The organism is Halorubrum gandharaense, assembly GCF_054654575.1.
This window is the reverse complement of record NZ_BAAIET010000001.1, coordinates 1251822-1278713: the sequence shown is the minus strand read 5'-3', so window position 1 is coordinate 1278713 and position 26892 is coordinate 1251822. Positions and strand designations below refer to the sequence as shown.

Below are 26892 nucleotides of genomic sequence, written 5' to 3'. Positions count from 1 at the left end.
CCCCTTGCCAGCGCGCTCCGTTGCGCCTTACAGGTCCGCTCGTCCGTGCGGTTTCTCCCAGTCGAGGTCCGGGCCGCAGGCGATGATCCGGGTCGGCGTCACCTCCGGATGTGTGGTGTAGTAGTGCTCCTTGATGTGGTCCATGTTCACCGTGTCGGCGACGCCTGCCGTGCCGTACAGGTCGCGCAGATACGGCCAGAGATGCTCGTACTGCTGGATCTGCTTGTGGTTGCACATGAAGTGGGTGTGATACACCTGGTCGAACCGGACGAGGGTGGTGAACAGGCAGATGTCCGCCTCGGTGAGCGTGTCGCCGGCGAGGAACCGCTGGTCGGCGAGGTGGTCGTTCCACCGGTCGAGCGCGCCGAACAGCTCGTCTATCGCCGCGTCGTACGCCGACTGGGAGGTGGCGAAGCCGGCGCGGTAGACGCCGTTGTTCACCGGCTCGTAGATCTCCGTGATGATCTCGTCGACCCGGTCGCGCGTCTCGGGGTCGTCGGGAAGCAGGTCGACGTGCTCGACGGCGGGCTCCTCGCCGGGTACGTCACCGAGATCGGCGAACGCCGTCGTCAGCATGCGGAGGATCTCACGGGACTCGTTGTTGACGACCGTATCCTCCTTCGTGTCCCACAGCACGGGAACGGTCACCCGGCAGGTGGCGTCGGAGTCGGCGGCGACGTACAGCTCCCGGAGGTAGTCGCTGTCGTGGAGTTTGTCCACGGTACAGCCCTCCTTCTCGGGGGTGAACTGCCAGCCGCCCTCCCCGCGATACGGGTCGACGACGCTCACGTCGATGACGTCCTCCAGTCCGAGCAGCGAGCGCGCGACGAGCGTGCGGTGTGCCCACGGGCAGGCGTACGAGACGTAGAGGTGGTAGCGGCTCACCTCCGGCTGGAAGCGGTCGTCGGGCTCCGCATCGATGTGGTCGGGCACGTCGCTGCCGGCGACCCAGCTACGGAAGGTGGTTTCGCCGCGCTGGAAGGCGCCGCTCTCGTCGGTCGCCTCGTAGGTGTCTGTGCGCCACTCGCCGTCGACAAGCTGGTTCATACTCGTTGATAGGACGCCAGCGGCATAACGGAGGTGGGGACACGAACGTCACCGGGCGTCGAGAACGCCGCGGACGGAGTCGAGAACGACGGCAATATTGCCGTTCCGACGGGCTTAAGCGATCGACGCCGGTAGTGGTTGCCACATGGCCGCACAGGCGATGGGTCGCGTTCCGCGACCGTGATGGAGTCCTCTCGATGAGTTCGATCAGCTACATCCAAGCCGACCGCCGAGCGACAGCACCGCCCCGACGATTGACAGCCACCCGCCGGCGGTCGCCGCCGGTGAGGTCGAACTCGGCGCACTCCGAGGTGACCCACCGATGCTGACCGGACAGGAGGCGGTCGCTCGTGCCGGCATCGACACGGTCGCGCTCAAACCCGCGGAGTGCGACGTTTCGCGCGCGCTCGATCTCCCGGTCGACCGAGTGACGGTGGACTACGAAGGTCGCGAGCATCTCCCGGATCCGGAAACGCTTCGGCGGATCGCTGCGGAGACGGAGCTGTACGTCACCACGCCCGTTCGTGCGGACGGGTTCGATCCGCTCGTCGACGACTCGCTGCTCGACCGGCTGCCGGCGGACGCGAAACGCGTGCTGGTGGCGGGTCACGGCGCCTACCTCACGGACGAGGAAGCCGACCGCGCCGTCGCTCCCCGGATCGGTGCCGCCCGCGAACAGGCGCCCGACGCGTGGGTCGGGACGGAGGGCGTCGAGCGGCTCGCGCTGGCCGCCGGCGGCACCCAGTTCGAGCTGCTGTCGCGGTCGACCGAACGGGACCTGCGGGCGCTTCGGGCGGCCGGCTTCGAGGGCGGGATCGCCGTCTACGCCCCCACGGTGCTAACCGACGACGAGGACGCCGTCCTCGATGCGGTCGGCGCGTACGCGTCCCGTCGTCGTCCCGTCGCCCGCGCGCTCCCCGACGACCCGACTACCGACGCGGACGCGACCGGGCGCACCCGCGAGGTGCTCTCGAAGGCGGTTCGCGACTTCGCGCTCGTCGGCACGCCCGATACTGTCCGCGAGCAGGTGGACGCCCTTCGTGAGGCCGGCGCCGACCACGTCGTCGGGTACCCGGCACGCGGCATCGAGGAGTTTCTGGAGTAGCGTCGGTCCCGGCGTCAGGACCTCCTGGTTGCCTGCCGTTTTAAGTTCGCACCAGCGGAGTGTCGCATATGCCCGGAGACTCCTCCATCCCGCTCCCAACGTCGACGAAAACCCCCTCGTCCACGTCACCCGTCACGACCACTGATCCGCCACGCGTCGCCGTCGTCGGCGGCGGGGCGGTCGGCGTCACGGCCGCCGCCGATCTCGCGGCTCGTGGCGCGGAGACGACCCTCTATGACCGCGATGCGCTCGGAAGCGGCAGTTCCGGACGGGCCGCCGGGGTGCTGTACGACGCCTACGCGGAGGACGTCGACGCCGCGCTCGCCGCCCGCGCGATGGAGCGATTCCGCGACCTCGACGAGTCGCTCCCCGGCTTCTCGTTTACGCCCTGCCCGTACGTCATCGCCGTTCGCGAGGGGGACGAGGATGTCGAGGCGGTGCCGGCGATGGTCGACCGCATGCGCGCACACGGCCGTGAAGTTTCGGTCGTCGACCCCGACGCGCTCGGTGAGCGATTTCCGCTCGCGACCGACAACCTCGCCGTCGCCGCCGTCGCGGAGGGCGCCGGCTGGTGTGACCCCGCCGAGTACGTGGCCGCGATGGGAGAACGCGCCCGAATCGAGGATGTCGACGTGCGGACGGGTGTCGAGGTGGCGCTCGGGGACGAAGCTGCTGACACCACCGACTTCGGTACCGGACCGACTCCCAACCTCCGTGTCGACGGCGAGTCCCGGGAGTTCGATGCGGTCGTCGTCGCCGTCGGCGCGCACACGGAGTCCTTCTTTGCGGATGCATGCGTTCCGCTTCCGGTGAAGCCCTATCGCGTCCAGGCGCTCACCAGTCGTCGGGCCTACGACGGGCCGATGGTGTACGACGCGACCGCGGGCGCCTACTTTCGGCCGCACCCGACCGGACTGCTGGCCGGTGACGGAACGGAGCCGGTCGAGGCGGATCCCGACGAATACGATCCCGAGGCCGACGACTGGTTCCGCGAGGACGTGAGCGAGGTGCTCAGAGAGCGGGCGGACCACGATCCGGATGTGGAGCGAGCGTGGGCCGGCCTCTGTACGGCGACGCCCGACGGCGACCCGCTCGTGGGCGAGGTGGCGCCGGGCGTCGTCGTGGCCGCAGGATGGCAGGGACACGGGTTCATGCGCGCGCCGGCGGTCGGAGAGCACGTGGCGGAGGGCGTGCTGGCGTCGCTCGAACGGTCGGGTGAGGGCGAGGCCGACACATCGCCGTGGATCGACGCGTTCGACCCGCAGCGATTCGACGGCGACGAGTCGTTCGAGATTCGGGAGGGGATGTCGGTGCGCAGCCGAAGCGAGTAGCCAACCGGGATCCGCGGGACTACTCGTCGGACTCCTCGACGACGTTCACGCTTCGGTCGGACCCCTCCTTGGGAATCTCCACTTCGAGCGTCCCGTTGCGGGTGAGCGTCGCGTTCGCGCCCCGAGGGGTCACCTTGGCGTCCCGCGGGAGGTCCGCGGAGCCCGAGAGGGTGAGCCCCCGACCGGGGAACACCATCTCGAAGCCGTCGTACAGCTCACGAAAGCGACCGAGCTGCACCTCGACGGTGCGGTCGATGAACGACACATCCACGTCCTCGCCGCGCACGCCGGGCGCGTCGAAGACGACGAGATAGGCGTCGTCGCTCTCGAGGAGGTCGTACGAGAGCGAGCGGCGCTCCTGTACCTTCCCCCAGCTGCGCCCGGCACGGTCGAGCGCCCGACGGAACGTCTTCCGCCCGGTTTCGAGAATCTCACCGATCCCACTCATCTCAGACCTCGATCTCGGCCAGGTCACTCCCGCCACAGTACGGACACGTCAGGTCCGCCACGGTGTGGTCGTCGGGCACGTCGTAGGTGTAGTGGTTCTCGAACATGTCGAGCTCGCAGTCGGCGCTCTCACAAGTGACCTCCTTTGTCGCAGGCATACCGACACGTTGGCTCGCGGAGGTCTTAAACGACGTGGGGGCGGCGATCCGGACATGGACCGTCCGACGTTCATCGGCGTGGACTTCTCCGTCCGGAAACGCGACGCCGGCGAGGGGATGTGGGTGGCCCGCGCTCACGAACGCGACGACGGCGGGCTCGTCGTCACCGCCGTCGAGACGGCCGCCGACGCGTTCGACTGCGGCACCGACCGCGAGTCGACGTTTGAGGCGCTCGTTCAGGCGGTAGCGGATGCTGCGGACGCCGACGGGCAAACGACGTTCGGGTTCGACGTGCCGTTCGGAATCGGGACCGTCGAAGGGTCGCGCTCGTCGTGGGTCGACTGGGTCAAGGGGTTTCCCGCGAGCGTCGTCGAGGGGGCGGCGGTCGACGACCCCGAAGCGCTGTACCGTGCGTACAAGGAGGCCGGATTCGAGCCTGACGCCGACTCCATGCGCGCCACGGACGCCGCGCGCGGCGGGCTCCCGCCGCTAAACTGGCGGATGAAGGACCTCACCTATCGTGCGGTCGAGGGCGTGCTCCGTCCGATCATCCGGTCGGATGCCGCCACGGTGGCGCCGTTCATGGAGGAGCGTCCGGGGGTCCCGGTCGTGGTGGAGACGTATCCGGCGGCGGTGTTCGACACCACGGACGGCGCCTCACGGGACGGGTACAAGGGCGTTCGGCGGAGCGCGTACGATCAGCGCCGCGACAACGTGGAGGCGCTCACCGACGCCGGCGTCACCTTTGACGATCCCGACGCGAAGCGTCGGATCTCCTGTCACGACGACGCGCTCGACGCCGTCGCCGCCTGCGTGGGAGCGTTCCGTGCGGCACGCGACGGATTCGAGCCCGGGCCCGACGCCGCCGATCCTGAAACCGTCGCCGTCGAGGGCTACATCTACGCCTGACCGGGGTGCTTTCGCGCCCTACAGCGCCTCGCTCCGCAGCCGCTTCGGGACGACGGTCAACTCCGCGAGGAGCGCGGCGAGCGTCCCGAGAAACCCGCCGACGAGGATCGCGTCGAACGTGATCCGGACCGGCGGCGCCGGTAGGTCGAACGCCAGCAGGATCCCGAGCAGGAGCACGAACGCGATCGGTGCGAGGATTATCCCGACTGCCGACAGCGTTTCGCGCTGGTCGTCCGGCAGTCGGTCGCGGGCGAGCCACACGCCCGGGCCGCTTATGAGGGCTGTCAGCACGGCGACGACGGCGACGCCGGCCCACGGTGGGTCGCCGGTCGCACGGAGCCGGAGGGCGCTGGCGAGCGCGAGCAGGCCGATGGAGGCGTACGCGAGAAACACGGAGCGTCGCGGGGTGAGGTAGCTGCGGAGGGCGGACATGGCTGATGAGTCTCCCCGGGAACCCTTGAATGTAATGTGGAGGCCGTGACCACCCGTCTCGAATGCCGACATCAAAAAGAGACGACAGTACGAGTTGTGGCGCGTTACGATGATACAAAAATATAACAATACAGAAATATAGAAATACAGAAATACATTTTTAAACGATGACGCTGTACGTTCTCACATGCCGATCTCCATCGACGAGTTCGAGTCGGGAGAGGGAGCTCGGTCGGAGACGAACGCCGAGCGCGTGGTGCGATTTCTCGTGCGGAATCGGGATAAGGCGTACAGGGCGACCGAGATTGCTTCAGAGACTGGGGTTGCCGAGAACTCCATTCATCCGGTGTTAAACAGGCTCGAAGAACAGGGGCTCGTTCGCCATCGTCCTCCGTACTGGGCGATTGGCGATCTTGATGCCGTCCGCGAGGCGGCGGCGTTCTCCGGGATTGTCGAGTTTCTCGACGACGAGCTTGGCGAGGAGCGTCGGTCGGAGTGGTTGGACGCCGCTGAGGACGACGACGCGTGAACGAGGACCGACCATCGTTCGACTCGCTCAAGCGTGGACACGTCGTGTTGGCGCCCGACCCGTTCAAATCTGATTCCGACGCGACGCGTCCATGGGTCGTTGTCAACACCGAACGACACCCGTTCGACGCCCAACAGTACGTGGTGATGGGACTGACGACGCGGACGTGGTACGACGAGCGAATCCCGCTCGAATCTGGGGACTTTCGGCATCGATCCGCCCCGCGTGACAGCTCCATCGTCCCCCACGCAGTCACGTCGCTGTCCCCGTCACTGTTGACGGACTACGTGTGCCGGGTTCGTGACGAACCGCTCGATCAGGCGGTCGACGTACTCGTCACGTACCTGTCTTGATTGGGGACCTTCGGGCACTGCGCGAACTACTCGTCTCCCACCTCGTCCATCCGCACTCGTTTTCCGTGTCGGCCGACTACGACCGGTAACATGACCGATTCGGCCGCGTCCGCCGGCGGCTCCGGGCCGCCGCATCCGGACGACCTCACCGTCACCATCGTCGACGGCTACGTCGACGAGCCGGCACACTTCGGCGTGCCGCCGTACCTCTCGACGTACCCGCGGTACACGGCCGGCGCGCTCGTCGACGCCGGCGTTCCCGAGTCGCAGGTCACCTACCACACCATCGACGAGCTTCGCGAGGACCGGAGCAAACACGCCGACGTGGCGAACGCCGACCTCTTCATCTACGTCGGCGGGATGACCGTCCCGGGCAAGTACGTCGGCGGGACGCCGGCGGAGCCCGACGAGGTGCGCGAGCTCGCGTGGACCGCCGAGGGAATCACCCTGCTCGGCGGGCCAGTCCGCTTCGGCGTCGGCGAGGAGAACGCCGGCGGCCAGGAGATGGAGCGCGACGACCTCGACTACGACTTCGTCGCCAAGGGTGACATCGAAGCCGCCGCCTACGACCTCGTCAGTGAGGGGTTGGAGGGGTTCGGCGACCGGATGCGCGACAACGAGGAGGTGGACCGCTGGGCGGCTGCGGGGGCGTTCGTCGTCGAACAGCATCCCAACCACCCGGACTACCTCATCTGCGAGATGGAGACCTCCCGCGGCTGCGCGTACCGCTGCTCGTTCTGTACGGAGCCGCTGTACGGGAACCCGTCGTTCCGGACGCCGGGAAGCGTCGTGTCGGAGGTCGACGCGCTCTCGAATCGCGGGGTCAAGCACTTCCGGCTCGGCCGGCAGGCGGACATTCTCGCGTTCGGCGGCGACGGCGAGGCACCCAATCCAGACGCGCTCCGGGAGCTGTACAGCGGTATTCGGGAGGTCGCGCCCGATCTGGAGACGCTCCACCTCGACAACATGAACCCGGTGACGATCACCGACTATCCCGAGGCCTCCCGGGAGGCGATCCGGGTGATCGCCGAGTACAACACGCCCGGCGACACGGCCGCGTTCGGGCTGGAGTCGGCGGATCCGGTCGTTCGCGAGAAGAACAACCTGCTCGTCTCGGCGGAGGAGTGTCTGGAGGCGGTTCGCGTCGTCAACGAGGAGGGCGGCTGGCGCCCCGGCGACACGCCGGCGACGACGCCCGGCAGCGACGACCGGGTGCTTGGGCCCTCGACGGGGCCGGACGCCGCCCCGCGCCTCCCGAAGCTCCTGCCCGGGATCAACCTCGTGCACGGGCTGGAGGGGGAACGCGAGGAGACGTTCGAGCACAACAAGCGGTTCCTCCAGCAGGTGTACGACGAGGGGCTGATGCTCCGCCGGATCAACATCCGACAGGTGATGGCGTTCGCGGGCACGGAGATGGCCGAGACGGGAGCGGAGATCGCCAACGACCACAAAACACAGTTCAAGGCGTACAAGTCGGAGGTCCGCGAGACGATCGACAACCCGATGCTCGACCGGGTGGTGCCCCCCGGAACCGTCCTGCCGGACGTGCATCTGGAGTACCACCAGGACGGCAAGACGTTCGGGCGACAGCTCGGCACCTACCCCCTCCTCGTCGCCGTGCCCGGCGAGCGCGAGCTCGGCTCCGCCATCGACGTGGCGGTGACAGACCACGGCTACCGCTCGATCACGGGCGTCCCATACCCGCTCGACGCCAACGCGGCGTCGATGGATGAGCTGACGGCCATTCCGGGGATCAACCGGAACACGGCGGGCGACATCATCGTCGGCCGGCCGTACGCCTCGGTCAAGGAGGTCGACGCCGGCGTCGCCGACTTTGTGAAGTTTGCGACCGTTGACCCCGAAGGCGCGGCGATCCCGGGTCGCGATCGGGAGGGATCCGGAACGGGCGACGGCGCGCGCTCGAAGCTTTCCCGCGGGAACTGAGTGGATGGAGGGTGAGGAGTCGCTCTCGCGAATCACCCGCGTGCCCGTGTCCGTCGACACGCGAGCGCCCGGCGGGATGACGAACGCCTATCTCGTGGACGGGCTCCTCGTCGACCCCGCGGCCCGGACGGCGGATCTGGACGCGGCGGTTGCCGACCACGCGCCCCACATTGAGGCGGTCGCCGTCACTCACACTCATCCGGACCACGTCGGAGCCGTCGCGGCGTACGCCGCTGAGACGGACGCGACGGTGTGCGCGCACGCCGCACACGCCGACCGGTTTCTGGAGGCGACCGGCGTCGCCCCCGACGAAACGCTCGCGGACGGCGACGAGGTCGGGGACACGGGCGTCGTCGCGTGGGAACTTCCGGGACACGCGCCGGACCACCTCGGGTTCGCAGTCGGTGTGGGGGATGAGAGAAGCACGGTGGACGTGGGCAGCGCGACGACCCGCGCCCTGCTGTGTGGTGACCTCGCGGTCGCCGAGGGGAGCGTCGTCGTCGGAGTGCCCGACGGCGACCTCGTCGACTACCTCGCGAGCCTCGAACGGGTTCGGGACGCCGGCTTCGACCGACTATATTCGGGTCACGGGCCGGTCATCGAGAATCCCGAAGACTGCTGTTCTCGGCTGATCGACCACCGACTCCGCAGGGAGGAGCGTGTGCTCAACGCGGTCGAGACCGGCGCGAGCGACGTGGACGCCGTGCTCGATGCGGCCTACGAGAAGGACCTGACTGGCGTGGAGGACCTCGCGCGGGCGACGGTCCGTGCGCACCTCCGAAAGCTTGCCGACGAGGGTCGGATCGGCGCGGAGTGGAGCGCCAAGTAGCAGCGTCTCGCCACGGCTTGCGACCGTGGAGTACTCGGCCCTTTTGTGACACAGTCAACGTGGCGCGCCCGGCGAGCGCCCGCTGGGCGCTCGCCGGAGCGCGAGGGAGGCGGGCATGCGCCGGCGCTGCGTTGCGGTCCGCCGGCGCACGTTCCGCCGCGGCTGGGGAGGCGTGAGGTGCGGGTGCGGTGCGTCTGCAGAAGGAGATCTCAACGGGGTCCGTCGACCGGAACCCGAAGCGGTATGGTCGCGCGCTCGCGTGTGCCTCCATGGAGTACGTGCTCGTCGCGTGGTGGCTCCTCGCGTTCGCCGGGCTCTCGGCGTTCGCGTTCCCGCTGTGTGCCCGGGTGTTCCGGGAGTTCCCCGGCGGGGGAGCCGGCTTCGCGCCGACGCTTGGACTGTTCGGGTTCATCGTCGTCGGCTACTGGACCGGGTATCTCGGCTTCGGGCGACACACCCTCTGGGTGGCGCTGCTCGCGCTCGCCGGGCTCTCGGTCGCGCTCGCGCTCGACCGCGCGGCGCTGCGGGAGGGACGGGTGGCACTCGCGCCCGGCCTCGGACCCGTCAACCGTCGGGCGGTCGCGGCGCCCGCCGTCGTGTTCGTCGGCGCGTTCCTGCTGTTGGTGGCGGTTCGTGCGGCGGATCCCGCGGTCAACGCGGCCGGCGGCGAGAAGTTCCTCGACTTCGGCCTGCTGCGGGCCGTGATGCGAGCGGACACCGTCCCGATCTACGACGTCTGGTTCGCCGGCGAATCGCTCAACTACTACTACGGCGGTCACCTCGCAGCCGGGCTGTTGACGTACCTGACCGGCACGGAGCCCGCATTCGCGTACAACCTCGCGCTCGCCGGGTTCTACGCGAGTCTGGCGGCCGCCGCCTTCGAGCTTGCGCGTGGCGTCGCCGCGGCGCTCGCCGCCGACCGCGGCTGGGCGGACCGGCGTGTCGAGGCCCACGGCTTTCGGGCCGGAATCGCCGGCGCGTTTTTCGTCGTGGCCGCGGGGAACCTCGTGACGGCGATGCAGGTCGTCGTCGGGGCGCTTCCGGGCGGAATTGGGGACCGCGCCGCGACGGCGCTCGCGGCCGGACAGGTCTCGCCCGCCGACCTCCGTGAGGGTGCCGGCGGCTTCTGGTACTGGGACGCCAGCCGGGTGACGGAGGGGGCGATCAACGAGTTCCCCTTCTTCGGCTTCCTCAACGGCGACCTCCACGCGCACATGATGGGCGCGCCGTTTCTCCTGCTGGCGGCGGGGGTCGCGTTCGCCTACTGGCGGACGCCCGCCGCGGCGCTTCGCCGGCGGCGTGCGCTGGCGTTCGTCGCGGTACCGCTGATTGCGGGGACGCAGATCCTCGTTCACACGTGGGACTTCCCGACGGTGCTGGGCGTGTTCTGGCTCGCGCTGGCGTTCGCGCCGGCGAGCCCCCTCACGCTGATCCCGGGCGGTGAGGACGTTCGTGACCGGCTACGGAGTGGCGAAGGGGAGTCAGCGGGAGACGACGCAGATTCCGCGGGCGTTCTCGCGCGCGAGCTGGAGTGGACCGGCGGCGCGCTCGTCGTCACCGCGCTGGTCGGGGCGCTCGGCTTCCTCGTCGGTGCGCCGTTCTTCCTCGGTGCGTCGTCGGGACAGGAGCCGGCGCTGCTCGACGCGGCGGACCGCTCCGGGCTGGGCGAGCTCCTCTTCGTCCACGGTGTGTTCCTCGCCGGATTCCTCGCGTATCTCGTCGGGCGGATCGGCAGCGACGGCGGACGGCTTCCCCTCATCGGGGCGGTTGTGGTCGTCGGTGTGGTGAGTGTGGTGATGGGGCCCCCGGCGCTCGCCGTCGTGCTCCCGCTGCTCGCGCTCGGGTGGGCGGCGCTCCGACTCGGGCGCGATGTCGGCTTCGAGACGGTGTTGCTGGTCGGGGGCGCCGGGCTCGTCGGGATCGTCGAACTCGTCTACGTCGCCGAGCAGGCCGGGCCCGGACGGCTCAACACCGTGTTCAAGGTGTACTTCCAGGTGTGGGCGCTGTGGGGCGTCGCGCTCGGCGTCGTCCTGTCGGAGCTGTGGGACGGCGGCTTCGGCGGGAGTGGCGGACGTACTGCATCGGCCGGGAGCACGTCGGCAGGCATCGACCGGCTGCGCGGGTCAGGCCTCCACCGGCTGCGCGAGGCGAGTCCCGTTGCCGTGCCGAGCGTGAGCGCGGACACGGTCGCACGCGGGTTCGTGGTGGTGTTGGTGCTGCTCGCGGCGCCGTACGCGGGGCTGGCGCTCGCCGACCACTTCGACCGCCACGACGCGGGGACGCTGGACGCGACCGCCTTCGCCGCCGCGGAGCATCCCGACGAAGCCGAGGCGATCGACTGGCTCGACGCCGAAGCGACCCACGAGGACGTGCTGCTGGAGTCGCCGGGCGCGAGTCGGTCGCCGGAGGGGCTCGCGGCGGATCCGGGCCATCCCGGGATGTACACCTGGGACGCGAATCCCGCCTCGACGCTGACGGGCATTCCGACCGTCGCCGGCTGGGCACATCAGGTGGGCTACCGCGGCGAGACGGCCTACTACGACCGCGTCGCGGACGTCGACCGGGCGTACGCCGGCGACGACGAGGAGCGCGCCGCCGTCCTCGACGCCTACGGCGTGGACTACGTCTGGGTCGGTCCCACCGAGGAGACGCGCTACGGCGCCGTCTCGTTCGCGGAGGAGGGCGTGGTCGTCTTCGAGAACGACGCCGTGCGCGTCTACCGGATTGACGGGTAAGGTCCGGGAAAGAGGAAGCGACGGGGAGAGGGAGAAGGAGAGAGTACGTTTCGTATGTTCCGTTGACAGGGTTTCGTGGGAAGTCGATGCCGGCGGCGAGCGTTCGGCAAGCATCCAGTAGCCGCTCCGCGGGCGCTCTGCGGGCGCTCGGCGAATGCTCGCGGAGCGGGTTCCAGAACGCGCCCAGCGAGCGGATGTCGGAGTCGAAATCAGCCGGGCGCCTAGTGGCGCCGAACGAGCTCGCCGGTGGGTGATCGGGTGAGTGAGAGTACGTTTCGTGTGTTTCTCGTCCTCGGTGTCGGGTGGTTCGTGCGGTCGGGGTGGTGTGAGAGAGTGGATTTCGTGTGTTCCGGTTGGTAGGGGAAGGGGTAGGGGCAGAGGTAGGGGAAGGGGTAGGGGCAGAGGTAGGGGAAGGGGTAGGGGCAGAGGTAGGGGAAGGGGTAGGGAGTACGAGGGTGAGGATTGGCGTGCGACCGCGGTCGCCGGCGGCGGACACGTCACCGAGAGCGGTGAACGAGCGGCGCCGGGGCGGGGTCGGGGGTGAGTGAGAGTACGTTTCGTGTGTTCTGCGGAGAGGGGACGGGTAGAGCAATGGGCAGGGTGAATCGGAGGGCAAGCAGACGCTCGGCCCGAAACACCGTGGCGGAATTCCCGCGTATTCGGACGCGAGGGAGGGCAAGTGGTGTGAAAGAGTACGTTTCGTGTGTTCCGCAGGCGTACGCTGCACAGCCTCGTCTGTACACCATACCCCGGTCTGTACTCCGCACTTCATGTTGGCTCCGAGGGAGTCCACGTGACCTGCCGGCTCTCACCCAAAGGTGTGTTCACAACTGAGAGACCATTCCCGTCACAGAACGACCGTCGGACGGTTCGACGCCCGGCAGAGAGTGAGAGAGTACGTTTCGTGTGTTTTGAAGTTGGTGTGAGGAGGAATGGCGGGGCCTGCTATGGGCGGATCTCGATGACACCGCGGAGCCGAGTTCACACGAAACAGACATACCGTGGTTTTATGAGTGACCTGTGGATATCGTCAGGTAACGAATGGGCGGGCCCTTCACGGATATCACGGAGACCATCTTCGCCGACAAATCGGTCCTCACGGAGAGCTACCAGCCGGAGACGATTCTCGAACGCGACGAGGAGATCGAGGCGTACAGCCACGCGCTGCAGGACATTTTGTTCGGTCGGGAGCCCGAGAACGTCTTTTTGTATGGAAAAGCCGGCCTCGGGAAGACCGCTGTGACGGAGTACATGATGAACGAGCTTCGCGAGGAGGTGGCCTCGCGCGAGGAGACCGACGACCTCCACATCCACCAGATCAACTGCAACGGTCGGACGCTGTTTCAGGTAGTGCGGAACCTCGTCAACAAGCTCCTGCCCGAGGACGCCAGCGACTTTCCCAAACGCGGACTGGGCACGGGCGACGCGTTCGACGACCTGTACGCCCAACTCGACCGACTCGGCGGGACGCACATCGTGGTCGTCGACGAGATCGACCATCTGGACGACGCCAACACGCTGCTGTACGAGCTGCCGCGGGCGCGGGCGAACGGCCACATCACGGAGGCGCTCGTGGGTATCGTCGGCATCAGCAACGACTACACCTTCCGGCGGTCGCTCTCACCGAAGGTGAAGGACACGCTGATGGAGACGGAGATCTCCTTCAGCCCGTACGACGCCGGCGAGCTCCACACGATCCTCGAACACCGCGCGGACCGCGCGTTCGTCGACGGCGTCTGTGACCGGTCGGCAATCGCGAAGGCGGCGGCGCTCGCCGCCCAGGACATGGGCAACGCCCGGCAGGCGATCGACTTCCTGCGTGTGGGGTCGGAGGTCGCCGAGCGCGAGGGTGACGGACGCGTGACCGACGACCACATTGAGACCGCGCGGAGTCTCGTCCAGCGCGGACGGCTCCAGAACAAGATCCGCGACCAGACCGAACACGCCCAGTACATCCTCGAGGCGATCGCGACGTTGGAGGAGGACGACGAGCTCCCAGCCCGATCGAAGGAGGTACAGGAGACGTACGAGTCGGTTGCCGCCGCCTACGGCGCCTCGCCGTTGACGACGCTCAAGAGCGTTCAGGACCACCTCTCGGACCTTCACATGCTCGGATTTCTGGTTCGACACGAGCGGAACCAGGGGCGTGGCGGCGGCCAGTACTACGAGTACGAGCTCGACCTCGATGCGGGGATCGTCCTCGAAACCCGCGCCGAGATCGCGCAGATGACGGACTGACCCGCGGTCGGCGGTGCTGACGGGGTTGCCGGCGTTGGCGGCCCCGACAAATCCGGCGAGAACACACGAAACGTACTCTCTTTCTCCCACACGCCGGCTGCAGTGGAGCGACCGGCGCGCGCTCAAACCGACCGACCCGACACGACCCCCAACCCTACCACCAACCCTACCACCAACCCGACCCCCTCCTCGCCCGAAGAACACACGAAACGTACTCTCTCACACCTCGGCCCTTCTCAGACCTCGACCCCTCGAAGGTCCACTCGTTACCAGAATTGAGGCGAGAATGCTCTTCCCTCAAGGAGCGACCAACGGGAGCAAGTAGGATGGGGTAGTTCACACTGCCACAACGCTGCACGACCAACCCTCCCCTTCCCGAAGAACACACGAAACGTACTCTCACTCACCCTCATCTACGCCCATTCTCCGCTCGTTCACCGCTCTCAGCGCCGAAATTCGTGGTTGCCGACAGCCTGACGGTCGCCAGCGACTGACGACGACCACCGCCAACCACCGCCAACCACCGCCAACCACCGACGACCGCCGGCGAAGTCCCAACACCGGAACGCCCGCAGTCGTCGCCCCGGGAACGAACAGTTTTAACGACCGGAGCGGCTCACGGTAACATAATGGGACTGGAGGAAGAGATCGACGAAATCCGCGAGGAGATCTCCTCGACGCCGTACAACAAGTCGACGGAGGCCCACATCGGTCGCCTGAAGGCGAAGCTCGCGGAGAAAAAGGAGAAGCTGGAGAACCAGTCCTCCGCGGGCGGTGGCCACGGCTACGCCGTCGAGAAGCACGGTGACGCGACCGTCGCGCTCGTCGGGTTCCCGAGCGTCGGCAAGTCCACGCTGATCAACGCCCTCACCAACGCCGACAGCGAGGTCGGCTCCTACGAGTTCACGACGCTGGACGTCAACCCCGGAATGTTGATGTACAACGGGGCAAACATCCAGATTCTCGACGTGCCCGGCCTCATCGAGGGGGCCGCCGGCGGGCGCGGTGGCGGGAAGGAGGTCCTCTCGGTCGTTCGGACGGCGGACGTGGTCGTGTTCATGCTCTCCGTCTTCGAGATCGAGCAGTACGACCGGCTCAACGAGGAGCTGTACAACACCAACATCCGGATCGACAGGGAGCCGCCGAACATCAACGTCCGGAAGACGCACAAAGACGGGATCGGCGTGACGATGAGCGACGAGGTGAGCCTCGACGAGGAGACCGTCAAACAGGTCCTGCGCGAGTACGGCTACGTCAACGCGAAGGTGACGATCCCCCACGACCTCACGATCGACGAGCTCGTCGACGCCGTGATGGACAACCGGGTGTATCTCCCGTCGATGGTGACGGTGAACAAGGCGGACCTGATCGACAAGGACTACCTGCCGACGGTGAAATCCGAGCTCCGGGAGCGCGACCTCGATCCGGACGACGTGGTCTTCATCTCCGCCGAGGAGGGCCGGGGGCTCGACGGGTTCAAAGAGCGGCTCTGGGAGGAGCTCGGCCTCATCCGGATCTACATGGACAAGCCCGGCCGCGGCGTCGACTACGAGGAGCCGCTGATCCTCTTCGAGGGGGCGACGGTCGAGGACGCCTGCACGAAGATCGGCGGCGAGTTCGAGGAGCGGTTCAAGTTCGCGCGGGTCTCCGGCCCGAGCGCGAAACACGAGGACCAGCAGGTCGGCAAGACGCACGAGCTCGCCGACGAGGACGTGCTCCGTATCGTCGCCCGGAAATAGGGCGTTCGCGTGATGGGAGCCGGCGCGCTCGGCGAGCGCGGCGAACGGGACTGTGATAAGCGGTCATCGCAACCGCTCTCGGCCGTCTCTATCCCACATCGCCGGCGGCGAGCTGCAACACTCTCCCCGGTGTCACTTCTCGAAGAATCTGTGCTGACCGTAGAGAGAGAGAAACCATCACTTTCTAGATCTTTCAACGGGCCCGATCGACGGCGATCCGGCTCCGCCGGAGTCACACGCCTTTTTACCGGCCGGCTGGAACCCCCTCGCATGTCACTCGGGATCGTCGTCCCCGCCTACCGCCCGCCGGTCGACGCGCTCTCGGCGTACGTCCGGGTGCTCAACGACCGGCTCGACCCCGAGGTCGTGCGGATCGAGCTGGACGCCGCCGACGCGTCCATGGCGGACGACCTCCGCGAACTGGGGGCAAACGAGGGGGTCCCGGTCGAGGTCAACGCCGTCGACGCTCGGCGTGGAAAAGGCGCCGCCCTCACCGCCGGATTCGAGGCACTCCGCCAAGCGAACGCTGCTGGGGAACTCGACCTCGACGCGTTCGTCTTCGTCGACGCCGACGGCGCCACGCCCGCGGACTCCGTCGCCGACGTGGTCGACCCGGTCCTCGCGGACGAGGCGGACCTCGCGGTCGGGTCGCGCCGCCATCCCGAATCCCGGGTTGCCGGCCATCAGGGGCACCTTCGACGCTACCTCGGCGACGGGTTCGCGTGGCTGGCCCGGCGCGTGGTCGGCTCCGTCAGCGGACGCGCCGGCGCCCCCTCAAGCGCGCGACTCCACGACTACCAGTGCGGGGCGAAGGCGCTGTCGCCGGCGGCGTGGGACGCCGTCCGCCCGCACCTCCACCAGTCCGGATTTGCGTGGGACCTCGAACTCGTGGCCGTCGCGGCCGCGCTCGGCTGCCGACTCCGCGAGGTGCCGGTGTCGTGGGAGGACCAGCCCGGGTCGACCGTCTCGCCCGTGCGCGACACGATCGGGATGTTCGCCGGACTGCTCGCCGCGCGCCACCGGGCCGGGATCGCTGCCGATTCACGAATCCACCGGCGACTGGACGCCACGCGGGCTGCACTCGGCGGAAGCGAGACGCCGCTAATCGGCCGCCAATCCGTCGTGACAACGCAGACTTCCGAGCCGGACGCCGCACCCGGAGGCGACGGAACGCGATGAGCGGCGTCCTCGACGAGCTGGCGACCGGGCGACGGCTCGGCAAGTTCGCGTCGGTGGGGGCGGTCGGCGCCACCATCGACCTCTCCGTCTCGGCGAGCCTGACGCTCGCGACGGACCTGCCGCCGGAGGCGGCGAAGGTCGTTGGCGCCGCGCTCGCCATCGCGACGATGTTCCTGATAAACGACCGCTGGACGTTTCCCAACTACGGGCAGGCCGGTCTCGGGCCGAAGCTCCGACGACTGGTCCGGTCGTACGCCGTGCGCTCCGGCGGCGTTCTCGTGCAGGTCACGGTCGTCTTCCTGCTCACTCGTCAGGACGTGGTCGTGACGGTCGCGGGGACGAACGTCTGGGACGCGCTGACGATGCCGATCGCCATCGGCGCCGCGTTCTTCGTCAACTACGTCGCCGAGAGCCTGTTCACGTGGCGGGTGACGACGGACGAGGAGTGAGCATGCTCCCGGTCCCGGAACTCCCGGCGAAACCCCGCCGAGCACGCCGGCGAGCGCTTATAAGCGAACGACGCGCCGAACGCCGTCCTCCACGGGAGGAAACCGCACACAGGCGGGCGAATCAGAACCCTTAACCGTTACACCGCGTTTTGATATGATAGCGGGATGGGATAGCCAGGAGATTCCGCCGGGCTCATAACCCGGAGATCGGTAGTTCAAATCTACCTCCCGCTACTTCTCTGCTCCACGACACACCGACTTCGGCCGAGGTGTGTCGCTCCCATCCGTTTTCTCACCCGGCAGTCGTTGGCTCGGCGAGCGCCCGCGTTCGCCGCCGGGTTCGTCGCCGGGTTTTCCGCCGTGCAGTCGCCCAAAGCCCGGCAGCGATCGCAGTCGTCCGAAACCCGGAAGCGATTTCCGTCGGGGTTGCTTTTTCCCAGGCATGGACTACGAATCGAGCCTCGACCGCGCCATGGAGGAGGTTCCGGACCTCCAGGGCTCCGACGAGCGGCTGACCGTTCCGGACCCGGAGACGCAGAAGGACGGGGCGTTCACCCGCCTCACCAATCTGTCGGCGATCGCCGACGCGCTCGATCGCGACCCCGAGCACGTTCACTCGAAGATCCAACAGGAGCTCGGGACCGCCGGCCAGTACGAGTCCGGTCGCGCCCGCTACAACGGCAACTTCCGTCCGCGCGACTTCCAGGGAGCGATCGACTCGTACGTCGAGTCGTTCGTCACCTGCTCGGAGTGTGGCCTGCCGGACACCCGGCTCGTCACCGAGGACCGGACGCCGATGCTCCGCTGTGAGGCGTGTGGGGCGTTCCGCCCGGTCGCCAAGCAGTCCACTGCGTCGACGCAGCGTCAGGAGGAGGCGATCGAGTCGGGCAACACCTACGAGCTCGAGATCGTCGGCACCGGTCGCAAGGGCGACGGCGTCGCCGAGCGCGGCGAGTACACGATCTTCGTCCCCGGCGCACAGGAGGGCGACACGGTGAAAGCGTACATCAAGAACGTCTCGGGCAACCTCGCGTTCGCCCGCCGCGAGCAGTAGTCGCACGGTTTTCGCTCCGGTTTCACTTCCCGCGAGCGGCGGCACTCGTCGGCGCTTGCCGGTGACGATCCGAAGGGGTCCGTCCGGCCGCTACCCGACCGTTTAACCGCTCGTCGTCGGAGAGAGTGGTATGGCAACCCGACTCCCCGCGACGGAGTTCGACGCGCGGCTGGCGGAGGTGCGCGGCAAGCTGTCGGACACCGACGCGGACGCTGCGGTCTGGTTCGGCGCGACGGCCATCGAGTATCTCACCGGATTCCACCACATTCAGACGGAGCGCCCCGTGGTGCTGGCGGTCACCGACGACCGCATCGAGCTGACGGTGCCGCGGCTGGAGGTCGAGCGCGTCGAGCCGAACCCCCGCATCGACGCCGTCCACCACTACTTCGACTATCCCGGCGGCGACCCGCTGAAGACCGCCGTCGAGATGCTGCGCGGGCTGGACGTGTCGGCGGTCGCCGCCGATTCCGACGGCGCGCCCGGCGTGATGGGGTACGAGGGGCCGGCGCTCTCGGAGTTTCTCGACGTGGAAACCCAGTCGTGGGTCGACCGCATGCGCTGGGAGAAGACGGACCCCGAGGTGGAGCTGATCCGCGAGTCCGCCAAGTGGGCCAACCTCGGCCACCGGTATCTCGCGGACCACTCGGAGGTGGGCGCGCATCCGGCGACGGTGTCCCAGCGCGCCTCGATGGAGGCGAGCCGGGCGATGCTCGACACGCTGGGTGACACCTACAGCGTGCGCGTGCGTGGCGACGGCCCGGTCCACGCCGGCTACATCTCCGGCGCGGAGACGGCGCTTCCCCACGGGCACACCCCCAACGAGCGCCTCTCGGAGGGTGACGTGCTGATCACGGGCGCGTCCGCCAACGTCGACGGCTACCGCTCGGAGCTGGAGCGGACGATGTTCGTCGGCGACTACACCGACGAGCAGGAGCACTACTTCGACCTGATGGTGGAGGCGCAGGACATCGCCATCGACGCTCTCGGCCCCGATGTGCCGGTGTCGTACGTCGACGAGGTCGTCTGGGAGTTCTTCGAAGAGCAGGGAATTACGGACCTCGCCCAACACCACGTCGGGCACAACATCGGGCTCGGCGGCCACGAACCGCCGTACATCGACCGCGGCTGGAGCGACCGCTACGACGGCGGCGACGCCGTCATGGCGCCCGGACAGGTGTACACCATCGAACCCGGCCTCTACACCGAGGAGTTCGGCTACCGCCACTCCGACACGATCGCGATCACGGAGAACGGCATCGAGTGGCTGACGCACTTCCCACGGGACATCGAGTCCAACATCGTCCGATGACCGGGCAGGATCCCCCCGCCGGCGACGATCACGACGCCACGCATCACGACCCGCCCATCATCGACGGCCACAACGACACCCTCCTCCGGTGTACGGACCCGGACCGGCTCGCGGAGACCGCCGGCGAGGGAGTGACGGCCGACGAGTCGTTCCTGGAGGGGGCCGTTGCGGGCTCAGAGCATGGGGGAGGTCACCTCGATCTGCCGCGGGCCCGCGAGGCCGGACTCTCGGCGGGGCTGTTCGCCGCGTTCGTGCTCAACGAGCGGGACCCGGAGTCGCCGGCCGACGACGTGGACTACGGCGCCGGCGGTCTCCCACCGGCCGTCGGCCAGCGCGTCTCCGAGGCGGTCGTTCTCGAACAGTTCGGGGCGCTCCACCGCTGGGACCGCGCGAGCGACGAGTTTCTGGTCGTGGAATCCGTCGACGACCTCGACGCGTGCCTTGAGGGGGAGGCGCTCGGCGCGATTCCCCACGTCGAGGGGGCCGCCGGCATCCGCACCGACCTCGCGAACCTCGACCTCTGGTACGCCGCCGGGCTCCGGTCGGTGGGACTCGTCTGGTCGCGTCCCAACGACTTCGCGCACGGCGTCCCCTTCGCGCACGACACGGGTCCCGATGTCGGACCCGGGCTAACGGACGCCGGGAAGGCGCTCGTTCGTGCCTGTAACGACCGGGGGATCCTCGTCGACTGCGCGCATCTCAACGCTGCGGGAGTCGACGACGTGCTCGCGACGACTGACGACCCGCCGGTCATCAGCCACACCTGCGCGCACGGGATCTGTCCCAACGCCCGCAACGTGACCGACGAGCAGCTCCGGCGGATCGGCGAGCGCGACGGGCTCGTCGGGCTCTCGCTGTCGGCGGCGTTCCTCCACCCGAAAGGTGGCGACCCTACGGGTGACGAGGCGGACGGCGGCGACGACTCCATCGACAGCCACGACCCCGTCGCGGACGTCGACCTCGACCTGATCGTCGACCACCTCGACCGGTTCGTCGAGCACGCCGGCATCGAGTCGGTCGCGCTCGGCTCCGACTTCGACGGCGCGACGCTGCCCGACTGCATCGGGGACGTGACCGACCTCCGGCGGATCCTCGACCGGCTCCGCGGTCGGGGCTACACGGAGAACGAAGTCGAGCGGATCGCCTTCCGGAACTGGCGGCGCGTGTTGGCTGAAACGTGGGGGTGAGCGTGGGAGTGAGTGCGGGAGTGGGCCTGAAAGTGAGCGTGACAACGAGCGCGGGCGCGAGCGTCAGTCGTCTCCGGTATCGTCCTCATCACCGTCGCTGAACGACCCCTCGCGGATCGCCGTCTCCGCGTCGGCGAGCGCGGCGTCCGCATCGAAGGAGTCGACGATGTACTGGAGCTCTTCCGGGGGCGCGTCCGCCAGATCGCGCGCGTGCTTGGTGATGTTCGGAATCGCTCGGAGTACGTTGTCGATGACCGGAATGTCGGCCACCTGTGGTGACCGGCTCCCGGGGTTGAGGTCGACGACGATCTCCGTTTTCCCCATGGCGTCGAGCGCCTCGGCGCGGTCGCCGTCCTCCAGCGGGACGACGACCACGTCCGCGGCTTCGATGCCGTCGGCGTCGACGGTGCCACGAGCGTGTTCCAGTCCGGGAATCTCCCCGTCACCGGTGAGTCCCTTCACCTCGTCGGCACCGTGCTCACGGAGGTAGTCGGCGATGGCGCGCATGCGCTCGTCGGTGCGGTTGAACAGGTTGACCTCGAGGTCGGCGTCGACCGCCTCCGCGAGCTCGACGGTCTTCGCGGGGACGAGCGCGGCCAGGTTCCCGTTCACGGAAATCACCGGGTGGTCGGCGAGCAGGAGTCGTGCGGCCGCCGCGCGCTCGGCGTCGTCGGCTGAGGGTAGCGTGCGCTCGCCGATCAGGTAGTCGAACGCTTCGCCGCGACCCTGTGCGATCAGCCCCTGCTTCGAGGTGATTCCCTTCTCAACGCCGGCCTCGATTCGGTGTCTCGTCACGAGCGAGGCGTAGCGCGGATGATCCTCGGGAATCGCCGTCTCCTCCGTCATGCTCGGAGATTGGCGACGGCCCCGTTTAAAGGTCATCTCTCCGCGGTCGATCGCTGCCGGTCACCGCCAAGCCCGATAGTTCGCCGTCGAGGATCGTGATGCGGCCCCAACATTTATTGCCGAAACCGTGCTACTAATTACCATGGCTGAACGGAGCGGCAGCTACACCGTCGTATCGGAGCGGAACGACCACGGGGCCGCGACGCTCCGTGAGCATCCGCGCAACGCGACCCTGCAGGTGGTCGGCGTGGACTGCCCGGACGCCGAGCGCGCGCTGTCGGAGGCGAAACAGGGGTCGGTGCTCGAGTTAGAGCTCCGCCGGGACGGTCGTCGCGGCAACGCCTGGCGGGTCACCGCCGCGCGCGACCGCGACGGCGGCGAGTGAGCGCAAGCGGAGTCACCCTTCCCCCTTTTCTTTTAAGTCGCGTTCAGAGACCCTCCACCTGCCGGAACGTCGCGCGCACCGGGCCCGGCGTGGCGTACGGCCCGCCCTGCACGCGGTGGTCGGGCACCAAAAGCGGCACCGGATTCTCGCGGAGCGCCGTCGTGACCAGATCGAGGTCGTCGGCGTCGTTGTCGTCCAATCCCGCCATGCGGGTCACCTGGCTCACGGACGCCTCCTCGCCGTAGGGCACTTGGCGCACAGCCTCCAGCACCGATCGGCGGTCGGTGGGGACGGTGAGCCCGACGGGGTCGTCCGTGAAGTCCTCCTCGGCGCCGGCGAGGTAGTCGCCGATCCGGTCGAGCAGCTCGTGGTCGTCGCGCGCGTCGTCCGGAACCCCCTCCGGGAACGACACGGCGATGACGCGGCCGCCGGCGAAGCCGACCTCGACGGCGCCCGGAAGCGAGTCGTACGCGCGGGCGAAGACGCCCGACGTGCCTGCACTGTCCATGAGCGACCGACGGCGGCCGGGCGGTTAAAAGGGGCGACGGCGACCGGGGGAACGAGAATACGGCATCTACGTTCAGTGAACTACTGTTCTGCCGTGGCTCCGGTCTACAGGGGACTCACGGATCGCTCAGTACGGGACGAGCAGTCAGTGAAGAACGTTGGAACAGGTGGAGACGGGACAGTAGACGTGAAATCTAGTATAATTGCGGGAAACTTTTTGAATCTTCCCACACAATAAGGCAGTACACCATGTCAAAATCGACGGACGAACGAGGGCGGATTTACCTCCCAAAAAACGTCCGAGAGCGGTTCGGTAACCGGTATCGAATCGTCGAGCTCCCGAGTCATGTCGCCCTCTTCCCCGTCGACGAGGATCCGATAGCGGGGCTCCGAGCTGCCGTTGGCGATGCGTTTGGAGAGACGGAAGCCGTCGATCTAAAATCAGACGCGCGTGAGGCGATCTCCCGAGAGGTTCGAGAGGAAGCAGAACCCCGGTCACAGACCGGTGAGGAGTGATCTGTGTACGTCGAAACTGACTTTCTCATCGCGTTGGTGAAGAATGATGACTGGCTTCAGGAGGCCGCAATCCGCGCTCTCGACGAGCGCGATGACATTCACACATCGATACTCGCATATGCCGAGGTGCTGGTGCTGTTCTACGACCGTGAGACTGCCCAGTATGAGATCGACGCGCCGCGGGCGATCACTAACCTGCTCGAACTCGTTCCGATCGTACCGAAAGAACACGAGGACGCGGTTTTGGCCGCCGCGACGTTCCTCGATGAGTACGAGCTCACACCATTTGACGCAGTTCATGCCGGACTCGTCACCACCAGCGAGGAGTCCGTTCTTTCGACCGAGCAGGACTACGACACTGTTGGCCTCGACCGCACACCCCTGGAATCCGCATTTTCGGAGTGACTCTGTCAATACGCAGGCACTACGACCGGCTGTCCCGTTCGACTTCATCTCCGAAAAATCGGAGTTCAACGTTGCCAGTAGATGCCATCTTCCGCCGGTGGCTCCCTGACTGAACCCCACGCACCCGTCCGCGTGCGCAACCCTTATGAACAGATAAGTACATTAGTGTACACTAATGGACGATCCAAACGAGCTGGCGCCGGCGGTGCGCTCCATCCTCGACGCCGCCGCGTCGCGGTCGGGCGGCGACGGCGGACGCGTCGCCGTCGACCCGCGTGACCTCAAAGCCGCCTTCGCGCGCGCCGAGGCGGACGGGCGCGTCCCGGTGATCGCGGAGGTGAAGCCGACGAGCCCGACGACGGAGGGCACGCGCGAGGACGATCCCGTCGAGCTGGCGCGGGAGATGGTGGCGGGCGGCGCCGCCGCGCTCTCGGTGCTCACCGAGCCGGAGCACTTCGGCGGGAGCACGGAGACCCTCGAACGCGTGCGCGAGGCGGTCGACGTGCCCGTCCTTCGCAAGGATTTCGTCCTTGAGGAGGCCCATCTCGACGCCGTCGAGAGCGACGTGGTGCTGTTGATCGTCCGCTTCGTCGGCGACGACCTCGCCGACCTGCTGGCGGCCGCCCGCGAGCGCGGCTTTCAGGTGCTCGTGGAGGTCCACGACGCCGCGGAGCTTGCGGCGGCCGTCGACGCGGGTGCCACCATCATCGGCGTCAACAATCGGGACCTCGGAAAGCTCGAAGTGGACCTCGGAACCTTCGAGTCGGTGGCGCCCGAAGCCCCCGATGACGTGACCCTGATCGCCGAAAGCGGCGTCTCGACGCCCGCGGATGTGCGCCGGATGCGCGCGGCGGGCGCGGACGCGCTGCTCGTCGGCAGCGCGATCATGGACGGCGACGTGGAGACGAACACGCGCGCGCTCGTCAACGCCGAGCGTGAGGATGCGGAAACTGGCGACGAGACGGACGAAACGACGGAGACACCCACATGAGCGAGACGACCATTTCAGACCCCACGAACCGACCGGGCCGCATCCGCGGCCGCGAGGACGGCAAGTTCGGCCGCTACGGCGGCCAGTACGTCCCCGAGGCGCTGATGCCGGCCATCGAGGAGCTGGCCGACGCCTACGAGCGCTACGTCCTCAACAACGAGGACGGCTTCATGGACGAGTTCCGCGAGCGCCTTGCCGACTTCGGCGGGCGCCCGACGCCGCTCCAGCGCGCCGGGCGGCTCTCGGAGCGCTACGACACTGAGGTGTACCTCAAACGTGAGGATCTCCTCCACGGCGGCGCCCACAAGCTGAACAACGCGCTCGGGCAGGTGTTGCTCGCGAAGTACATGGGCAAAGAGCGGATCATCGCGGAGACCGGCGCGGGCCAGCACGGCACGGCGACTGCGATGGCCGCCGCCCACCTCGACATGCCGTGTGAGATCTACATGGGCGAGCGCGACATCAACCGCCAGCGCCCTAACGTGTTCCGCATGAAGCTCAACGGCGCGGAGCTGAACTCCGTCACGGCGGGTCGCGGCACGCTGAAGGAGGCGATCTCCGAGACGATGCGTGACTGGGCGGCGACCGTCGAGCACACCCACTACGTGATCGGCTCCGTCGTCGGTCCCCACCCGTTCCCGGTGATGGTCCGCGACTTCCAGGCGGTCATCTCCGAGGAGGCACGCGAGCAGGCGGTCGCAAAGACCGGCGCGCTCCCGACGGACGTGGTGGCGTGTGCGGGCGGCGGCTCCAACACGATGGGGTCGTTCGCGGGCTTCGTCGACGACGAGGGCGTCGACCTTCACGCGGTGGAGGCCGGCGGCTCGACGCTGGAGGTCGACGAGGAGGCCGGCGTCGCGCCCAACTCCGCGTCGCTGTTCGCGGGCGAGGAGGGCGTGCTCCACGGCGCGCGCACGAAGCTGCTACAGGACTCACACGGCCAGATCATGGAGAGCCACTCCGTCTCCTCAGGGCTCGACTACGCCGGCGTCGGTCCCGAGCTGGCGTACCTCGTCGACGAGGGGCGCGTTCGGCCGGTCGCCGTCGACGACGACGCCGCACTGGAGGCGTTCCACCGGCTCTCCTCGACCGAGGGGATCATCCCCGCGCTGGAGTCCGCCCACGCGATCGCCTACCTCGAGGAGCACCACGAGGCGCTCGGCGACCGCGTCGTCGTCACCGTCTCCGGCCGCGGCGACAAGGACCTCGAAGCCGTGATCGAGGAGACGGACAAACGCGACATCGCGAACGCGCCGGACATGTCGCTGTTCTCGGGGGGGATCTGAATGGCGGACACCGGCAACTCGGCGGCCATCGCCGAGGCGTTCGCGGACGGCCCCGCCTACATCCCGTACCTCGCCGTGGGCGACCCCGACTACGAGTCGTCGCTCGCGTACGTCGAGGCGCTCGACCGCGGCGGCGCGGACATCATCGAGCTCGGACTCCCCTTCTCCGAGCCGATCGCGGAGGGACCCACCATTCAGGGCGCGGTGGTTCGCGCGCTGGAGGGTGGGATGACCCCCGACCGCTTCTTCGAGTTCGTCGAGGAGCTTGACGTCGACGCGCCGCTGGTGTGCATGACGTACTACAATCTCATCTACCAGTACGGCTCCTCGGATGGACCGCGATCCTTCGTCGAGAAGGCCGCCGAGGTCGGACTGGAGGGGTTCGTCGTCCCGGACCTCCCGGCCGAGGAGGCGGACCCGTTGCGCGAGGCGTGTGACGAGTTCGGCCTCGACCTCGTCTTCATCGTCGCGCCGACCACCGAGGGCGAGCGTCTCGACCGGATCATGAGCCAGGTCTCCGGCTACGTCTACGTGCAGGCCCGCCTGGGCACGACGGGCGCGAAGACGGACGTCTCCGACCAGACGACCGAGAGTCTCGAACGACTCGCCGGCTACGACGTCTCCGACGCGCAGTCGGAGGCTCGCGGGACGGAGTCCCGCGGTGTGCCGAAGGCGGTCGGGTTCGGCATCTCCGCGGGCGAGCACGCCGAGCGCATCGTCGCCGGCGGCGCCGACGGGATCATCGTCGGCTCCGCGCTCGTCGACATCGTCGCGGAGGGCGTCGAGGAGGACCTCCCGACCGAGGAGGTCGCCGACCGGCTGGAGGCGCTCTCCCGTGAGCTGAAGGCGGGCGCCGAGCGCGGCTACGAGAAACGGCGCGCGCAGGCGGACGGGGGCGAGACGCCGGCCACCGAGGCGGCGGATGGCGCGGAGACCGCCGGCGATCCTCCCGAATCGAGCTAAATCCACCCCGAACGAAACC

26 protein-coding genes, 1 tRNA gene and 1 pseudogene are annotated in these 26892 nt (G+C 68.1%); 22 read left to right on the top strand and 6 right to left on the bottom strand.

Annotated features, from left to right (window positions below):
• Positions 1–27: 27 nt before the first annotated feature.
• Positions 28–1047, bottom strand: a complete 1020-nt coding sequence (locus tag ACYQ07_RS06050) for a glutathione S-transferase family protein (protein WP_459878796.1) — start codon at positions 1045–1047, stop codon at positions 28–30.
• A gap of 322 nt (positions 1048–1369) precedes the next feature.
• Here ACYQ07_RS06050 and ACYQ07_RS06045 point away from each other — a divergent pair, with 322 nt between their 5' ends.
• Together ACYQ07_RS06045 and ACYQ07_RS06040 are read left to right on the top strand one after the other, a co-directional pair.
• A complete protein-coding gene (locus ACYQ07_RS06045) occupies positions 1370–2152 on the top strand; it encodes a DUF7388 family protein (protein ID WP_459878793.1) in 783 nt (260 codons plus the stop codon).
• Positions 2153–2220: 68 nt separating this feature from the next.
• Positions 2221–3483, top strand: coding sequence for an NAD(P)/FAD-dependent oxidoreductase (locus ACYQ07_RS06040; RefSeq protein WP_459878790.1), 1263 nt, complete (start codon positions 2221–2223; stop codon positions 3481–3483).
• A 19-nt stretch (positions 3484–3502) separates the two neighbouring features.
• On the opposite strand, the gene ACYQ07_RS06035 is transcribed toward ACYQ07_RS06040, so the two are convergent.
• Together ACYQ07_RS06035 and ACYQ07_RS06030 are read right to left on the bottom strand one after the other, a co-directional pair.
• A complete protein-coding gene (locus tag ACYQ07_RS06035; protein WP_459878787.1) occupies positions 3503–3931 on the bottom strand; it encodes an Hsp20/alpha crystallin family protein in 429 nt (142 codons plus the stop codon).
• 1 nt (position 3932) lies between these two features.
• Positions 3933–4088, bottom strand: coding sequence for a DUF7559 family protein (locus tag ACYQ07_RS06030; protein WP_459878784.1), 156 nt, complete (start codon positions 4086–4088; stop codon positions 3933–3935).
• Positions 4089–4142: 54 nt separating this feature from the next.
• Between ACYQ07_RS06030 and ACYQ07_RS06025 the strand changes: the two genes are divergently transcribed.
• Positions 4143–4997, top strand: a complete 855-nt coding sequence (locus ACYQ07_RS06025; RefSeq protein WP_459878781.1) for a DUF429 domain-containing protein — start codon at positions 4143–4145, stop codon at positions 4995–4997.
• A gap of 18 nt (positions 4998–5015) precedes the next feature.
• Here the strand turns inward: ACYQ07_RS06025 and ACYQ07_RS06020 are convergent, their stop codons facing one another.
• Entirely contained in the window at positions 5016–5429 is a 414-nt protein-coding gene (locus tag ACYQ07_RS06020) for a hypothetical protein (protein ID WP_459878778.1), read from the bottom strand.
• A 187-nt stretch (positions 5430–5616) separates the two neighbouring features.
• Between ACYQ07_RS06020 and ACYQ07_RS06015 the strand changes: the two genes are divergently transcribed.
• The 13 genes from ACYQ07_RS06015 to ACYQ07_RS05955 all read left to right on the top strand — a co-directional run bounded on the left by ACYQ07_RS06015 (position 5617) and on the right by ACYQ07_RS05955 (position 20974).
• Positions 5617–5958, top strand: a complete 342-nt coding sequence (locus ACYQ07_RS06015) for a helix-turn-helix domain-containing protein (RefSeq protein WP_459878775.1) — start codon at positions 5617–5619, stop codon at positions 5956–5958.
• A complete protein-coding gene (locus ACYQ07_RS06010) occupies positions 5955–6311 on the top strand; it encodes a type II toxin-antitoxin system PemK/MazF family toxin (protein WP_459878772.1) in 357 nt (118 codons plus the stop codon). Before ACYQ07_RS06015 ends, ACYQ07_RS06010 begins: the two co-directional genes overlap by 4 nt.
• A gap of 90 nt (positions 6312–6401) precedes the next feature.
• Positions 6402–8255 (top strand): radical SAM protein, encoded by a 1854-nt coding sequence (locus tag ACYQ07_RS06005; RefSeq protein ID WP_459878769.1) that lies wholly within the window; start codon positions 6402–6404, stop codon positions 8253–8255.
• 4 nt (positions 8256–8259) lie between these two features.
• Entirely contained in the window at positions 8260–9084 is an 825-nt protein-coding gene (locus tag ACYQ07_RS06000) for an MBL fold metallo-hydrolase (RefSeq protein ID WP_459878765.1), read from the top strand.
• Between the two features lie 269 nt (positions 9085–9353).
• The gene (locus ACYQ07_RS05995) at positions 9354–11819 is read left to right on the top strand and encodes a DUF2298 domain-containing protein (RefSeq protein ID WP_459878762.1); all 2466 of its coding nucleotides are present in this window, start codon (positions 9354–9356) and stop codon (positions 11817–11819) included.
• Positions 11820–12860: 1041 nt separating this feature from the next.
• Positions 12861–14057, top strand: a complete 1197-nt coding sequence (locus tag ACYQ07_RS05990; protein WP_459878759.1) for an orc1/cdc6 family replication initiation protein — start codon at positions 12861–12863, stop codon at positions 14055–14057.
• Positions 14058–14686: 629 nt separating this feature from the next.
• A complete protein-coding gene (locus ACYQ07_RS05985) occupies positions 14687–15796 on the top strand; it encodes an OBG GTPase family GTP-binding protein (protein ID WP_459878756.1) in 1110 nt (369 codons plus the stop codon).
• 270 nt (positions 15797–16066) lie between these two features.
• Complete coding sequence (locus tag ACYQ07_RS05980) at positions 16067–16975, top strand: glycosyltransferase (protein ID WP_459878753.1); 909 nt, start codon at positions 16067–16069, stop codon at positions 16973–16975.
• Positions 16972–17424, top strand: a complete 453-nt coding sequence (locus ACYQ07_RS05975) for a GtrA family protein (RefSeq protein ID WP_459878750.1) — start codon at positions 16972–16974, stop codon at positions 17422–17424. The genes ACYQ07_RS05980 and ACYQ07_RS05975 overlap by 4 nt, the downstream gene beginning before the upstream one ends.
• A 159-nt stretch (positions 17425–17583) precedes the next feature.
• Positions 17584–17658 (top strand) — tRNA-Met (locus ACYQ07_RS05970).
• A 208-nt stretch (positions 17659–17866) separates the two neighbouring features.
• A complete protein-coding gene (locus tag ACYQ07_RS05965; protein ID WP_459878747.1) occupies positions 17867–18478 on the top strand; it encodes a translation initiation factor IF-2 subunit beta in 612 nt (203 codons plus the stop codon).
• A gap of 130 nt (positions 18479–18608) precedes the next feature.
• On the top strand, positions 18609–19787 hold the full coding sequence (locus ACYQ07_RS05960; RefSeq protein WP_459878744.1) for a M24 family metallopeptidase: 1179 nt from the start codon (positions 18609–18611) through the stop codon (positions 19785–19787).
• Positions 19784–20974 carry a dipeptidase gene (locus ACYQ07_RS05955; RefSeq protein WP_459878741.1) on the top strand — a complete coding sequence of 397 codons (1191 nt, stop codon included), beginning with the start codon at positions 19784–19786 and terminating at the stop codon, positions 20972–20974. The genes ACYQ07_RS05960 and ACYQ07_RS05955 overlap by 4 nt, the downstream gene beginning before the upstream one ends.
• A 63-nt stretch (positions 20975–21037) precedes the next feature.
• On the opposite strand, the gene ACYQ07_RS05950 is transcribed toward ACYQ07_RS05955, so the two are convergent.
• Positions 21038–21820 (bottom strand): 4-phosphopantoate--beta-alanine ligase, encoded by a 783-nt coding sequence (locus ACYQ07_RS05950; protein ID WP_459878736.1) that lies wholly within the window; start codon positions 21818–21820, stop codon positions 21038–21040.
• A 142-nt stretch (positions 21821–21962) separates the two neighbouring features.
• On the opposite strand from ACYQ07_RS05950, the gene ACYQ07_RS05945 reads away from it, so the two are divergent.
• The gene (locus tag ACYQ07_RS05945; RefSeq protein WP_459878733.1) at positions 21963–22205 is read left to right on the top strand and encodes a DUF7999 family protein; all 243 of its coding nucleotides are present in this window, start codon (positions 21963–21965) and stop codon (positions 22203–22205) included.
• 43 nt (positions 22206–22248) lie between these two features.
• Here ACYQ07_RS05945 and ACYQ07_RS05940 read toward each other — a convergent pair whose 3' ends face one another.
• The gene (locus ACYQ07_RS05940; protein WP_459878731.1) at positions 22249–22713 is read right to left on the bottom strand and encodes an MGMT family protein; all 465 of its coding nucleotides are present in this window, start codon (positions 22711–22713) and stop codon (positions 22249–22251) included.
• 248 nt (positions 22714–22961) lie between these two features.
• On the opposite strand from ACYQ07_RS05940, the gene ACYQ07_RS05935 reads away from it, so the two are divergent.
• The 5 genes and pseudogenes from ACYQ07_RS05935 to trpA form a co-directional block, all read left to right on the top strand.
• Complete coding sequence (locus tag ACYQ07_RS05935; RefSeq protein ID WP_459878729.1) at positions 22962–23228, top strand: AbrB/MazE/SpoVT family DNA-binding domain-containing protein; 267 nt, start codon at positions 22962–22964, stop codon at positions 23226–23228.
• A 3-nt stretch (positions 23229–23231) separates the two neighbouring features.
• Positions 23232–23633: a PIN domain-containing protein gene (locus ACYQ07_RS05930; protein WP_459878727.1), complete on the top strand. Its 402-nt coding sequence runs from the start codon at positions 23232–23234 to the stop codon at positions 23631–23633.
• Positions 23634–23808: 175 nt separating this feature from the next.
• Positions 23809–24624 carry an indole-3-glycerol phosphate synthase gene (trpC, locus tag ACYQ07_RS05925; RefSeq protein ID WP_459878724.1) on the top strand — a complete coding sequence of 272 codons (816 nt, stop codon included), beginning with the start codon at positions 23809–23811 and terminating at the stop codon, positions 24622–24624.
• Positions 24621–25910: a tryptophan synthase subunit beta gene (gene trpB, locus ACYQ07_RS05920; RefSeq protein WP_459878721.1), complete on the top strand. Its 1290-nt coding sequence runs from the start codon at positions 24621–24623 to the stop codon at positions 25908–25910. Before trpC ends, trpB begins: the two co-directional genes overlap by 4 nt.
• Positions 25911–26786, top strand: a pseudogene (gene trpA, locus ACYQ07_RS05915) (tryptophan synthase subunit alpha); the annotation flags it as partial.
• Positions 26787–26892: the final 106 nt, after the last annotated feature.

Bases quoted from the DNA above. Each gene is read 5' to 3' on its own strand.
- ACYQ07_RS06000 (WP_459878765.1), top strand. From the start codon at position 8,260: ATGGAGGGTGAGGAGTCGCTCTCGCGAATCACCCGCGTGCCCGTGTCC.
- ACYQ07_RS06050 (WP_459878796.1), bottom strand. From the start codon at position 1,047: ATGAACCAGCTTGTCGACGGCGAGTGGCGCACAGACACCTACGAGGCG.
- ACYQ07_RS05995 (WP_459878762.1), top strand. From the start codon at position 9,354: ATGGAGTACGTGCTCGTCGCGTGGTGGCTCCTCGCGTTCGCCGGGCTC.
- ACYQ07_RS05985 (WP_459878756.1), top strand. From the start codon at position 14,687: ATGGGACTGGAGGAAGAGATCGACGAAATCCGCGAGGAGATCTCCTCG.
- ACYQ07_RS05950 (WP_459878736.1), bottom strand. From the start codon at position 21,820: ATGACGGAGGAGACGGCGATTCCCGAGGATCATCCGCGCTACGCCTCG.
- ACYQ07_RS06045 (WP_459878793.1), top strand. From the start codon at position 1,370: ATGCTGACCGGACAGGAGGCGGTCGCTCGTGCCGGCATCGACACGGTC.
- ACYQ07_RS05965 (WP_459878747.1), top strand. From the start codon at position 17,867: ATGGACTACGAATCGAGCCTCGACCGCGCCATGGAGGAGGTTCCGGAC.
- ACYQ07_RS06035 (WP_459878787.1), bottom strand. From the start codon at position 3,931: ATGAGTGGGATCGGTGAGATTCTCGAAACCGGGCGGAAGACGTTCCGT.
- ACYQ07_RS05935 (WP_459878729.1), top strand. From the start codon at position 22,962: ATGTCAAAATCGACGGACGAACGAGGGCGGATTTACCTCCCAAAAAAC.
- trpC (WP_459878724.1), top strand. From the start codon at position 23,809: ATGGACGATCCAAACGAGCTGGCGCCGGCGGTGCGCTCCATCCTCGAC.
- ACYQ07_RS05955 (WP_459878741.1), top strand. From the start codon at position 19,784: ATGACCGGGCAGGATCCCCCCGCCGGCGACGATCACGACGCCACGCAT.
- ACYQ07_RS06025 (WP_459878781.1), top strand. From the start codon at position 4,143: ATGGACCGTCCGACGTTCATCGGCGTGGACTTCTCCGTCCGGAAACGC.
- ACYQ07_RS06020 (WP_459878778.1), bottom strand. From the start codon at position 5,429: ATGTCCGCCCTCCGCAGCTACCTCACCCCGCGACGCTCCGTGTTTCTC.
- ACYQ07_RS05975 (WP_459878750.1), top strand. From the start codon at position 16,972: ATGAGCGGCGTCCTCGACGAGCTGGCGACCGGGCGACGGCTCGGCAAG.
- ACYQ07_RS05940 (WP_459878731.1), bottom strand. From the start codon at position 22,713: ATGGACAGTGCAGGCACGTCGGGCGTCTTCGCCCGCGCGTACGACTCG.
- ACYQ07_RS06015 (WP_459878775.1), top strand. From the start codon at position 5,617: ATGCCGATCTCCATCGACGAGTTCGAGTCGGGAGAGGGAGCTCGGTCG.
- trpB (WP_459878721.1), top strand. From the start codon at position 24,621: ATGAGCGAGACGACCATTTCAGACCCCACGAACCGACCGGGCCGCATC.
- ACYQ07_RS05990 (WP_459878759.1), top strand. From the start codon at position 12,861: ATGGGCGGGCCCTTCACGGATATCACGGAGACCATCTTCGCCGACAAA.
- ACYQ07_RS06040 (WP_459878790.1), top strand. From the start codon at position 2,221: ATGCCCGGAGACTCCTCCATCCCGCTCCCAACGTCGACGAAAACCCCC.
- ACYQ07_RS05960 (WP_459878744.1), top strand. From the start codon at position 18,609: ATGGCAACCCGACTCCCCGCGACGGAGTTCGACGCGCGGCTGGCGGAG.
- ACYQ07_RS05980 (WP_459878753.1), top strand. From the start codon at position 16,067: ATGTCACTCGGGATCGTCGTCCCCGCCTACCGCCCGCCGGTCGACGCG.
- ACYQ07_RS05945 (WP_459878733.1), top strand. From the start codon at position 21,963: ATGGCTGAACGGAGCGGCAGCTACACCGTCGTATCGGAGCGGAACGAC.
- ACYQ07_RS06030 (WP_459878784.1), bottom strand. From the start codon at position 4,088: ATGCCTGCGACAAAGGAGGTCACTTGTGAGAGCGCCGACTGCGAGCTC.
- ACYQ07_RS06005 (WP_459878769.1), top strand. From the start codon at position 6,402: ATGACCGATTCGGCCGCGTCCGCCGGCGGCTCCGGGCCGCCGCATCCG.